At 60.0% G+C, this 11,682-nt stretch carries 14 protein-coding genes; all 14 read right to left on the bottom strand.

Features of this window, described 5'->3' with window-relative positions; genetic code table 11:
* Positions 1–1,628 (bottom strand): phage tail tape measure protein (locus DESPIG_RS06690; protein ID WP_006006612.1); only part of this gene is annotated, 1,628 nt, incomplete at its 3' end.
* A gap of 192 nt (positions 1,629–1,820) precedes the next feature.
* Positions 1,821–2,141: a DUF6848 family protein gene (locus tag DESPIG_RS06685; protein WP_006006610.1), complete on the bottom strand. Its 321-nt coding sequence runs from the start codon at positions 2,139–2,141 to the stop codon at positions 1,821–1,823.
* A 118-nt stretch (positions 2,142–2,259) separates the two neighbouring features.
* Positions 2,260–2,718, bottom strand: coding sequence for a hypothetical protein (locus DESPIG_RS06680; protein ID WP_006006609.1), 459 nt, complete (start codon positions 2,716–2,718; stop codon positions 2,260–2,262).
* A 9-nt stretch (positions 2,719–2,727) separates the two neighbouring features.
* Positions 2,728–4,434 carry a DUF2586 domain-containing protein gene (locus DESPIG_RS06675; protein WP_006006608.1) on the bottom strand — a complete coding sequence of 569 codons (1,707 nt, stop codon included), beginning with the start codon at positions 4,432–4,434 and terminating at the stop codon, positions 2,728–2,730.
* A 2-nt stretch (positions 4,435–4,436) separates the two neighbouring features.
* Positions 4,437–4,814, bottom strand: coding sequence for a hypothetical protein (locus tag DESPIG_RS06670; protein ID WP_006006607.1), 378 nt, complete (start codon positions 4,812–4,814; stop codon positions 4,437–4,439).
* Positions 4,815–4,824: 10 nt separating this feature from the next.
* A complete protein-coding gene (locus DESPIG_RS06665) occupies positions 4,825–5,373 on the bottom strand; it encodes a hypothetical protein (RefSeq protein WP_006006606.1) in 549 nt (182 codons plus the stop codon).
* A gap of 11 nt (positions 5,374–5,384) precedes the next feature.
* A complete protein-coding gene (locus DESPIG_RS06660; protein WP_006006605.1) occupies positions 5,385–5,897 on the bottom strand; it encodes a phage virion morphogenesis protein in 513 nt (170 codons plus the stop codon).
* A complete protein-coding gene (locus DESPIG_RS06655; protein ID WP_006006604.1) occupies positions 5,897–6,322 on the bottom strand; it encodes a phage protein Gp36 family protein in 426 nt (141 codons plus the stop codon). The genes DESPIG_RS06660 and DESPIG_RS06655 overlap by 1 nt, the downstream gene beginning before the upstream one ends.
* 149 nt (positions 6,323–6,471) lie before the next feature.
* Complete coding sequence (locus DESPIG_RS06650) at positions 6,472–7,470, bottom strand: major capsid protein (RefSeq protein WP_006006603.1); 999 nt, start codon at positions 7,468–7,470, stop codon at positions 6,472–6,474.
* A gap of 30 nt (positions 7,471–7,500) precedes the next feature.
* Positions 7,501–8,091: a hypothetical protein gene (locus tag DESPIG_RS06645; protein WP_006006602.1), complete on the bottom strand. Its 591-nt coding sequence runs from the start codon at positions 8,089–8,091 to the stop codon at positions 7,501–7,503.
* 11 nt (positions 8,092–8,102) lie between these two features.
* A complete protein-coding gene (locus DESPIG_RS06640) occupies positions 8,103–9,029 on the bottom strand; it encodes a phage protease (RefSeq protein WP_006006601.1) in 927 nt (308 codons plus the stop codon).
* Between the two features lie 182 nt (positions 9,030–9,211).
* Entirely contained in the window at positions 9,212–9,499 is a 288-nt protein-coding gene (locus DESPIG_RS13745; RefSeq protein ID WP_006006599.1) for a hypothetical protein, read from the bottom strand.
* 3 nt (positions 9,500–9,502) lie between these two features.
* Complete coding sequence (locus DESPIG_RS12865) at positions 9,503–10,795, bottom strand: phage minor head protein (protein ID WP_006006598.1); 1,293 nt, start codon at positions 10,793–10,795, stop codon at positions 9,503–9,505.
* On the bottom strand, positions 10,792–11,682 hold an 891-nt coding region (locus DESPIG_RS06630), incomplete at its 5' end, for a phage portal protein family protein (RefSeq protein WP_006006596.1). The genes DESPIG_RS12865 and DESPIG_RS06630, both read right to left, overlap by 4 nt.

Here is an 11,682-nt window from a genome sequence, read left to right as displayed (position 1 = left end):
TCGATGCGCGCAAAGGCATTGGAAAGCGCCTTGCTGAATCCCTTGAACACCGCCTGGATACGGTACACCACGCGGGAAACCGTGGTCACAAGCCCCACCAGTCCGGCGGCCTTGATTTGCGTGGCCAGTTCGCCCCGGATTTCTCCGCTGCCGTCCTTGAGCGTCTGGAACACGGAAAGCACGCCCTTGACCGTCAACGTGATCTTGTTCCAGCATTCGTGCAGGTAATCCGCCATACCGCCGAAGTTGGTACGGTATGCGGCATAAAGCAGCCCCAGCACGGCAATGGCGGCATATATCGGCGCGCCAAGGCCAAGCAGCGCCGTTTTCAGCGGCAGCAGGGCCTTGCCCAGCATGGCGGGCAAAGCCGAAAAGAACCACATGGACGCGGAAAGCGCCGTCAGCACCACCAGCGCCGTGCCCATGGCCCCGGCCAGTTGCAGCAACCATTGTCCTGCCCTGGTCTCGGCTGCGGCCCGCAGCATGTCCACAAATACGCCCAGCTTCTCCGCCGCCCAGCCGATGGACGGCAGAAAGGCGTTGCCCACAGATATGGCAAGATTCGTCAGCTTGTTGGACAGAAGTTGCAGCGTGTTGGCAACGGTCTTGCTGCGTGTGTCGAACTCCGCCTGCATGGAACCGGCGTAGTTGGCCTTGTCCCCCACAAGCTCGAACGCCTGAGAGAGATTGCCCATGTTCTGCAGAAGCGGCGCGATACTGCCCAGCGCCTCCTGCCCGAACATGGTTGTGAGCAGCGACATTTGCAGTTCTTTGGGCTTGGCCGCTATGGCTTCAAGGACCTTGAAAATCGTTCCCTGCGCATCGGTCTGCATGTCCTTTGCCAGTTGCGTGGCGGACAGGCCGATGGACGCAAAGGCGGCGGCCTGGTCCTTGCTCATGGCCGTGCCCTTGACCAGCGTGGTGGTGAAGCTCTTGAGCGCCGTCGCCGCCACTTCCGGGCTGGCCCCGGCGGAAAGGAAGGCCGCGCCGAGCGCCGCCACCTTCGTTTCCGACAGGCCGCAGACCATGGCCACCGCGCCCACGCGCTGGATGACTTCACCCAGCGCCGGAGCCGTCGCGTTCATGTTGTTGGAAAGGTGGTTCACCGCGTCGGCCAAGGAATAAACCTGCGGCAATGTCAGATTCATACCCGCGCGCCAGTCGGACATCATCTTGCCCGCCTGATCGCCCGTAAGGTCGAAGGCCACGCCCATTTTCGCGGCCTGTTCCGCGAACTCAGCAAGGTCCTGCTTGGCCACCCCGGACTGCCCGGCTGCGGCAATAATGGCCGCTATGCCGTCCGCCGCCATGGGAATGCGTCCGGCCATATCCATGACCGTCTTGTTCATGGCCTGAAATTCGGACTGCGTCTCGAAGTTGACCACCTTCGCCACGTCGGCCATGGCCGATTCAAAGGCCATGGCCTTGCTCGCCGCCATGCCGAACGCCCCCAGCATGACTCCGGCGGCAAGCGCCACCGGAGCCATGGCCAGGGCAAGATTGCCCATGCGCTGTCCCAGCGTCGCCACGCCGCCTTCCACGCTTCGCATGGCGCGCCGTACCCGGTCCAGAGGGCCGGAAATCATGTCCACCAGGGACAACGTGGCAAATACGCTGAAAACTTCCATCTTACTTCTTCCGCGCGGAACTTCCGCGCCTGTTGCCGTGAATCATGCGGGCCAGCGTGGTGAAATAGCGCTCTTCCATCCACGCAGCCTGACCTACCTGTGCCCGCCATTCGGTAATGTCCTCAGACGGGGCACAGTGCAGCCAGTGAAGAATCAGCGCGTCCCCCTGCCCGAAGGCATCCGGGGGCGGCGCTAGTTTCCCAGTTCGGCGGAAATGCCCACGCCCTTGATGATGGCCGTGGCAAAGCTGGTGGCGATGCCGGGATACTCTTCCATGGCGTCCGTGAGCGCCTGCTTGTCGTCGGGATGAACGCAATCCAGCACCAAATTGCGGGACGCCTGCCCGGCGTTTTTCGCCGCCTTGTCCTGCAAACGCTGGATTTGCAGCTTGGTGGGCTTGGCAAAGCGGAAGGAAAGGGTCACGTCCTGCGCCTCTTCCGCGTTTTCCCCGGACCACGGGTCGGAAAAGGTGTGCGAGAAGGAAACATACTTGCGGTTTTCAAGCTGAGACATGGAAAACTCCTTGATGTTGCTGCGGGCGGGATTGCCCGTGTTTCCTCCAGCATGGCACAAAACAAAGGAGCGCGCCCGGAAAGGACGCGCTCCATGCGAACAGTTTTTGAACGGAAAATCAGGCCAGGGACGACGTTTCCTTCTTGGCTGCCGTGCCGTTCCACAGGATAGGCTCCAGGATAGTGAACTCACAGGAAATGGGGCTGGCGTTGTCGTCGCCCTGGGAGGCCCCGCCGCCGTCGAACTTCGTAATCTTGCAGCTTTTCAAGGTGTCCACCACCGTGCCCATGTCGTTGTTGGCATAGGCCACAATGATGGTGAACGGCGTGTGGTCATACAGACCGCCGTTGCCCAGCAGGCTTTTCTTGAAGATTTCCCATTCGTCACGGTCCAGCACCATGGAGCCGGAAGCCTCATAGTTGCCACGGCCCCAGCCGCGCGGCACGGCACCGCGTCCGTAACGCGCTTCAATACTTTGACCGTCGGAATACTTGATTTCCGTAATGCCCACGGCTTCCCCGCTGGGCAGCACGACGTGCATGTCTTCCCAGTCGTAGTTGCGTCCGTTGATTGCCATGATGCCCCCTTATGCGGCCATGCGCGGGTCGAAGGTGGAACCCGCGTACACATAGCGCGGGTAGAGCTTGATCTGGCGGATGATGCCAATGCCTATCAGGGTAATGTCCACGGCTACGCCGTTGTTGGCTATGTCCTGACCGGAGGCAATGTCCACCACATACGCCGCAAGCTCCCTGGGGTTGGCCTTGACCATGGTATCCAAGGCGTTTTCAAGGCTGGCCTGCAAATACGCCAGTCCCGTGGCGGAATCCGGGCGCAGCGGGTCCCCGGCTTCGTCGTACATGCTCTTGAGCGCCGCCACGCGCATGAGCCGCACGGCCTTGAACACCGTGCGCAGCACTTCCTCGTAGCGGTAATCGCTGGTGGCGTCCGCCATGGTGCGGGAATCGCCCCAATACACACCGTCAAGCCCGGCGTATTTCTTCGCCGTCAGATATCCGGCATCTTCCAGCGTGCTCTGCACGGCTTCCCATCCTTCCGGCAGGGAAAGCTGCGATACCGGTCCGTCCTTCACGCGGCCCGTGGCCCGCTGCACGGGAATGGACATCACGCGCCCGGCCTGCAAACCGCCCGCGTTGCGCAGCCGGCTGGCTCCCGTGCTGTCCGTGACTTCTCCGTACTGGCAGCAGACGGTAACGAACCGACCGGCAAAGCCCTGTTTCTCCGCCAGCAGATATGCGGCAAAGTCGTTCAGGTCTTCACCGTCGCGCGGAAGGCGCGTCTCCATCTTGAAGTACGTCGGGCGTTGCAGGTTCCACAGTTCTTCCGCCTTGGTCTGCGCCGCTGTCCAGTCCACGGAATCCGTCTCCCCGGCGATATGGACAAATTCCACATCATACAGGGCAAGCGGGCTTTCCAGGGCGTCCATCACGTCCATGATGGACGGAGTGGGAGCCAGCAGGCGGCATTCGTAGGTGGTGCCCGCCGTATAGCTCCCGTCCGGGAACGTCACGGTCACGCCGAAATCCGAAAGCGTCAGCTTCCCATCCACAGGGATAGTACGCTCACGCTCGAAATTATCCCCGCCGTCCGTGGAAATCTGATAAGTGCCCGTGTTCAGGCCGCCGCCTTTGACAATCTGGATCACCAGCTCAGCCCCGGCCAGCACGCCGCCTTTCTCCGCCGCAACCGTCACCTGCGGACTGTCTTCATCGCCCACACGGCTGACCGGACCCACGGCGCAGCGTACCGTCACGACGTATTCCGCGTCGGCTTCCAGCTCCGCGTCCTCCGGGAATACCAGCGTGGCTCCGGTCGCGTCTTCACTGGTGCCGATGACTACCTGTTCGGAAGAGGGGCTTGCTTCTCCGAAGGTTTTTCCGCCGTCTGTGCTGATCTTCAGCGTGGCCGTACCGATGGCGCCGGGTGTTTCGACCTTTACCACGATATCCGCATTCTTCGCCGCCACACCGGAGACCTGGGGCGTCACCTCGCTCCCTGTGACCACGGCATCGCTGATGTAGCCCGCCTGCTGCCCCTGTACGGGCACGGCCACGATGACAGGTTCCTGCCCGCCCGTGACAAGCATGTCCCGTACATGCTCCACCAACGGCCCCGTGCCCAGCATATCTTCAAGGTTAGTGCGCTTGCCGATGAGATACGCCTTGCCCACGGTTCCCTTGGAGCATACGCCCGCCACAATGGCCTTGCCGTCCACGCCGCCCGGCGCAAGCCCGGACGTGCCGTCTATAAGATAGGTAAGTACGTCGCCCATAGTTACCTCCGTCCGCCACCGATACGGCGGTATTTCAGCTCTTCCAGTGCCGCGCGGTATGCCGCATCGCTTACCAGCTTGTCGTCCGTCCAGTCCATAAAGCGCAGAAGCGCCGCCTGCTGCCACGAAGGCACACGGTGCCGGTCCGCCAGAACGGAAAGACTTTCCAGCGCCGGTCCGACGTTTTTCTTGGCAGACGCCACATCTTTTTCCGTATCAGCGGGCGCTTCCGTCGCTTCCATTGTTTCCGGCGTCTGCTCCCGCGCTTCTTCGACATGCTCTTCCTCCCTTTCGGGAACAGTCTGTTCCATTGTCTGCTCCGTGGTCATCCCGACTTCGGGAGCCTGGACTTCCTCGTTCATCTTCTTTTTCGTAGCCATTCCGGCCTCCTTATGCTTTTCTGATATGAGGATTGATAGTAAAGGATGGGATCAGGTCCTCCCTTTCCTCCGTGGTGATGCGTCCGGTGAATGTCAGTACAAAAAGGCGGCTCGCCCTGGTGAAAACTTCTATGACCGCATCCCCCACGCGCTTGTCCGGCGGGCGGGAAAACGTCGCCTTCCGCACTTGGATTTTTACCCAGTTGCCCCGGCTGTCGTTGCCGCCGCGCGGAAGCGCCGCAACAAACGCATAGGAAAAACGCTCCAGCCATTCCCGGTCTTCACTCAGCACGTTGACGTTTACCGGCAGTTCCACCACATACAGCTCCCGCTTGCGCACCAGCATCAGCTTTTCCGTGCCGTCCTCGCCTTTCACCGTCTCCCGGCTCACCCCCAGCTTGCGCCCTGTGCGTGTGTACTTTTCCGGCAGGAACTGCATTTCCACGCGAGGACGGTCTATGGTCAAATTGTCCTTTTTCACCGCCGCCATGACGCGGCCTTCCGGCAAGCCCGCCGCCAGCGCCGCTCGCGTAATGACTTCCGTTGCAAATGCCTGCATTCGTGTTCCTCCTACCGGGAGAAGGCGTTTTTCATGAAATCGGCCATGACCGCGCGAACCTCGTCCATATCTTTTTCAGAAACGCCAAGGTACGGACGGGCCGGAATGTCCGATCCCGGATGATTGACCTTCTTCCGCACGATTCCTCCGAAAGCCAGCGCCTTCTTGCGTTTGGGCCTGATAACGTGCGGGGATGTTTTGCCACCTTTCTGATGAATGCGTGCGTAAGGAAGATTGCTGCCCACCATGACTCTGTCCGGCAGTGCAAGGTAATCCAGGGAGTCACGAAGCGCGCTGCTGTCATCCAGCGTCTTGCCGCCTTCCTCGCGTGCCCGTGCCGAGGGCTCCCATTTTTTGCCTTCCGGGTCTTCTTCCGCGTCAAAGCGTTCATGCGTGCCGGACAAAAGCGTGTCGCCCACCAATTCCATAAGCGCCAGCCGCCGTGATTCCAGTCCGCGGCCCGCCGTTTCCAATGCCCGGTCAAGGCCGCCCCAGTTCAGGGAAACGCCGTTGCGCGCCGCCATCACAGCCCCCGCAAATCAAACAGCGGCGGGCGACTCACCACGGCAAAGGTGGGGTCTTCCCGGTCCGGGTTCGCTTCCGAAAGCGGCAGCTTCTGTTTGCCGGAAACAATGTCTTCCAGAAGGTCCGTGCAATACTTCCACTGTTTTTGCAGGGGAATCCACTCGTTGTCCCCGCTTTCCTCCGTATCCACCAGGGACGTGATACCTTCCACTACGCGGTACGCGCTGATGACGGCGGTGATGTAACGCACCAGTTCCGGCACATACGGCCAGGGTTGCGGATAGCGATAGGAAAGCGCGTCGCTTACCTCCCCGGATACGGCTTCGATGGTGCGCTCCACAAGGCCGGGGTTTTGCTCCTCGCAGGCCGCCACATATTTTGCGTGCAGCAGGTCGATGATATGTTCTCTACGGCATAACAGCATCGGATCTCCTCATGGAGGGGAAGCGGAAAGCGGACATACCCTTTCCTCGCGTTTTGGAATAGTTTTAGAATAGTCTAAAAACTTTCTCCTTCCCCACGCCCGCCCCGGAAAGAAAAACGCCTCTCCGGGGCGCTCAGGGCGTTTTCTCGCTAATCGACCACTATCGCCTTGCAGCTCGCCCGCGAAGGACGCGCCGGAAGAGGCTTCGCCTGTCCGATGAGCATGATGCCGCTGTCGTCCTGGCGGGGCACAGGCACAATATGCAGCGGCGTGGCCGCGTTGTTGGCCGAAATGGAGTCAATGGCGCAGTACCATACTTTGCCGGGCTGATTCTTCGCCACTGCCAGCAGGGTCTTGGGCTCCAGCTTGGGCAGCCATTCCCCGTCGTCTTCCGGGTTCGGATACGTTTCATCCATGAAGCGGATGGTGTAACCGCCCACTTCCGCGCGCCCGTCTTTCAGCTCCAGGCGGTACGGCTTGCTTTCCGCCGTGGACGTGTACTTCTCCACAATGTCCAGCAGCACGGCTGCCACGTCAGGACCGGCCCAGAACTCTACGCTTCCGCCAAGCCCGGCGTGTTTCACTTCCTGCTCCATGCCTCGCAGCAGTCGGTACACGTCCGAAACTTTGGAAGAGGTCGTCAGCTTCGCGGCAGGTTCAAAGGAAAGCAGCGGGCCGTAGTCGATTTCATAGACTTCACGGCGTCCGCCTTCCATGTCCACGGGCCAGGTCAGTTTGCCCGTGGATGCCACCACGGAACACATACCCTCAACGGTATTGCGCACGGTCTGGCGGATCTGATCCACCTTGCGCGTGCGCCAGGCCGTCAGCGCCGCCTTGTTCCCGAAAAGCACGCGCAAGTCGTTCAGCTCGCTGGCTGATACCGGAATCTGCACCTTGATGGGCAGCGGGGCCACGAACTCCATGTCCACGCTTTCGCCCTTCAACGAAACGGGCGTACCGTCACGCCGCACCACCGGAACCGACTGCACCACGGCTTTCAGCTCGGAAATACCGATAAGCGGCAGCGGATGCGTGGGTCTGTCTTTGAAAAGATTGTCCATGACCGTGGTTTCCAGCGGCGGCAGCGACTCCAGCGATGCCGCAATGGCATCCGGCGTAAAAAGTCCTTTCAGATGCGCAAGCATAATGATTCCTTTCTGTTAGACTGTTTTAGACTACACGGCGAACACGCCGCGCCGCGCAAGGGAGGCAAGCTGGCCATTGGTAGGAACCTGGCCGTCCCCGGTCTTCAGAACACGCGCCTTGACCGTGCCGTGTACCACGCACGCGGCGGATTTCTCTCCGTTTTTCCCGGTGGGGTCGCAGGGCAGGTCCACCACGGCGCACGGCTCCGCCGTGTCCGCATACTTGAAAGGCGTGTACAGCACGTCGGACAGAACCAGCGTAACGGTAAGCGTATCCCCGGAAGAGGGCGAACCTTCCGGCGTCACGCCGTACTCCGAAAGCGTGGCCGACTGCCCCGAAAGTTTCCATTCCGAGTCGTAGGAAAAAACATAGGTGCCGACCTTGCTCCCTACCTTGGCCGCAAAAGTCGCGGCATCGACGCTGGCTCCCGTCACGCCGCTGCTTTCTTCCCCTATGGCGGCGCTCGCACCGTACACGTCCACGGCTTTCAGCAGCGTGCCCACGGCAAGGGAGGCCGTCACGTCTTCCGAAAGCGGCAGATGATGGATGATCGCGGGATGGTTGTCCGTGGCGGCCCGTTCGCCGCCGAAACTGAATGTTCCAAGATGCCCTTCATTCATGGCGTATCCTCCTACAGTTTGGCCGCCATCTTGGCGTAATCAAAGCCGGGTTCGCCGCCTGTATGGGACGGAGGCGCGGAAAAGTCGAAAGCCCGTTCATCCACGGGGCGTGCTTCCAGTTCGCGGAAATAGCGTTCTTCCATGCTCAGGCTTTCCGTTTTTCCGTCCGGGGCCGCAAAGTCCACGGTTCCCGTCTGCGTCGCCAGCTTGGCCGCAAAGTCCAGAACGGAGGCTTTTTCGGCGGGCTTCACCTTCCCGGCTTTCACCAGCTCGGAAACGCGCGCCTCCCGACGCTCGCCTTCCACCTTTTCTCGGTAGGCGGCAAAGTCCGCGTGCGCCTGGTTCGCCTTCTTTTCCGCGTCGGCTTTGGCGCTTTCGGCCTTTTCCTTATCCTGTTTGCTGCTTTCAGCCTGCTTTTTCAGGCTCGCGTTTTCCGCTTTCAGCGTCTCAAGCTGCGCCGTGAGCTGACCCACCTGCCGTTGCAGTTCCTCAATACTCATGCTGTCTCCTTCGCCGCGCGGGGCGGCAAATTCCACGGTTATGGCGTCGCCGCCGTCTGCAAATTCCACAGCGGCCAGCCCGTCTATGGCCGGTTGCGCCGCTCCCAGAAGCGCCACATGCCGCAGGCTCACCCGGTCCGGCATCAGACTCATGCTCACATGCCGGTAGCGCCCCCTAGCCACCAGGTCCCGAACTTCGTCCGGCACCTGGGAGAAGCTGGCGTACAGCCTGCCGCCTTCGCTTTTCAGCCGGTCCACCCAGCCGAAGGCCGGAGCCCTGTCGCTTTGCGGATGCCCGAAACAGAGCGGCGCGTCCCGTTTTTGCGGATCGTAACTCCGCGCTATGGCGTCCAGGTCTCCCGCCGTAAACGTCTGTTCGCGCCCGGAGCTGTCCGTAAATGTCCCCGTGCGGGCTATCTCGATCCATTTGTTGTCCATGAAAAAAAGCCCCTGTTTCCGTCACTATGACAGGAAAGCAGGGGCTCCGCCCGGAAAGGGCGCGTTCCATGCGAACTATTTTCAGACGCCTTCCGCGTCGTCTTTTCCGCACGATAAATGAGAATACTAGAAAGAATTTGATGGACAACAAAAAAGCCGCCTTTCGGCGGCTCTCCAACGCACTAGACTATTACCCAGCTACCATCCCAGGAAAAACTTTCAAAAGACTCTCTTTCCAGGGCTGGACCAGGCGGCGGCAGGACAAGCCCGCACTTGCCTGATGCTTTGTGTACGGCGCAAAGCACATAGCCATCATCTCGATTTTCTTTATCGGAATAGACGGCCCCTTCAATAATGAAAGTATCCGGTGTTTCCGCAAAAGTATTGCCGACCCAGAGCTTGGGATAGTCCGCATCTATATCTTGCGACAATCGCTGTCGAACAAGGTCTTTTGCTTCTGTTTCAGTCATGGCTTATTCCTTGCTGGCTACTTGTGCCCAGTCCATATCTTGATTCAGCTCCAGGTCATCCATCCTGTACCAGGAATAACCAAAACTCCTGTGTGCCTTGCCGAGTGTCTCATCACCGATTTTACCCGTTTGCGGATCCATGAAAACCAGCTTGCCGTTTATCTTTTCGCAAACCGTCGTGTGTCCGCTGCGACTTTTTCCCGGCCACGCCCATATTATGCCTACCCTTGCGCCATCTGGCAAGTCTTTCAGAGCCTTGAGCAAGTCCGTTTTATTCAAAACCGGATGCCTTCCCCAGACCCCTTTGACCTGCGGAGAATCGAAGCACTCATAGCCATAAAGGCAGGCATTTGCCTTCCCGTCATACTGGTTTCGTTTTGGCATAGCCGTTACAGGATATCCCCGCCGTCGTAATTCATAGACCGGAACACAGCGCTGACAGTTGATTTGATATGCCGTATCCACATGAAAATTGGGGTTCGCCTTTTCCGCCGCTTCCCTGTAGTCCATAGGCGGACCTTTCCTGATTCCGAGGGCTTTTTCCACGGTATCGGAAGTTGTCGAAGCCGGGCCGCGCTGTTCCGCATAGCTCTTTTTGTTCAGGTCCGGGTACTTTTTGAGGTCCAGGCCGTCCAGCCAGTCCATGCCCGGATTGCCACGGAAGCCCTTGTCCGCACCGGGAAAATGCACGAAATACTCATAGCCGGTCTTCGGGTCCTTCCAGACGCCGGATTTCGGCATCTCCTTCTGTACCGTCAGACCGCGCTTTTCCACTTGCCTGGAAGAAAGCGTCACCACATGACAATGACAACGGAAGCCGTTGGGCGGGTAGTTCGTTTTCCAGAACTCGTGATCCACGGGATAGACAAGCCGGTGCAGAATGGCATGGCTTGGCCGGGTACGGACCATGCGCGCCACATATTGCAGATAGGGGCGGGACGCCTTGACCGCCTGAATCTTTTTCCAGCGTCCGGCGGCGTATGCCGACTGCATATTGGTTCGGAATATGAGTTCTACGCGCCGGTCGTGCCAACCTTCCGCGCGTATGGCATCCGTGATGCGTTCCCGGAAAGAGTCCAGTGTTTCCCCGTTTTCAAGCGCGGCCTGGATGCCGTCGCTCACCAGTTGCACCAGGTCACGCCGTGCCAGTCCTGTGACATAGAACGCGCGTTGTCTCGCGCCTTCCGTCAATGCCCTGGCTTCCGCATCCGTCAGTTTGGCTCGTTGCTTCCACCAGGCTATGGCGGCTTCCGGCGTGACGCCTTCGTCAATGATTTCCCAGCCCGGCAGCTTCATGCGTCATCCTCTTCCTCTTCTCCACGCACGGCTCCCGCACCGTGTCCGGCAGCCGCCGTCATGGCGCGGGCCAGGAACCTTTCCAGCTCGTCCGGCTTCATGGAGGGGGCCAGCAGTTCCGCCAGAGCTTCTTCCAGCTCGTCGAAACTCTTTGCCTCCCTGACCGCATTCTCAACTTCCGTGACAAAATCCGTGCTGGCACGGAGCGTGGAGGGCAACAACTTCCCTATGGCCGCGTCAAGCTCTTTCTGAGCCTTGTCGGCCAGTGTTTCCCTGTCCGCCGGAGCTGAAAAATCCGCGTTTCCCTCCATCGGCGGCTTGGCTTCCTCCTCAAGCGTGAACTCCTCCGGCTTGAGGCCAAAACGACCGGTGAAGTATTCCCGCGTGAACTTCGCGCCCATTTCCCGGATTTTCTTGCCAAGGTCAGCCTGCACGTTCAAATCTTCGGGTTCGTCATACTCTGCCAGTGGCGCAAAAACGCCAGGCCCTGCGTTGACCTGAGCATACAGCCAGGCGATCTCGTTCCAGGCGTCCGTGACCATGGCCTTGTCCGCGTCCGCCAGGTCATCGGCCACACTCTTGTGCGCTTCCGTGGCCGCCAGACTGTTCTTGCCGTCGGTTTCAATGGTCAGCGTCTGCCCCATGAGAACCTTGCTGATAGCCCTGTCCTGCCTGGCCAGAAAGTCCTCATGAATCGCACCCTGCGTCTGCCCGGCACTCTCCAGTTTGACATTCGCCCCGTGCGGGATGACGGCCACGGCATCCTGCACCATGCGTGAAAGCCCGCGCGCCATGTCCCGCTTTTCCGGCTCTTTTGCCTGCGCCGGGGCCTCGCCTACCACCCAGGGCATCCCGTGCCGTTCCACAAAGCGGGCGTAAAACGTGAG

This window comes from Desulfovibrio piger ATCC 29098, from assembly GCF_000156375.1.
In the GTDB taxonomy this organism is placed as follows: Bacteria; Desulfobacterota; Desulfovibrionia; order Desulfovibrionales; family Desulfovibrionaceae; genus Desulfovibrio; species Desulfovibrio piger.
Note: the sequence above shows the minus strand (reverse complement) of the source record. Positions and strands in the feature narration are given on the sequence as shown.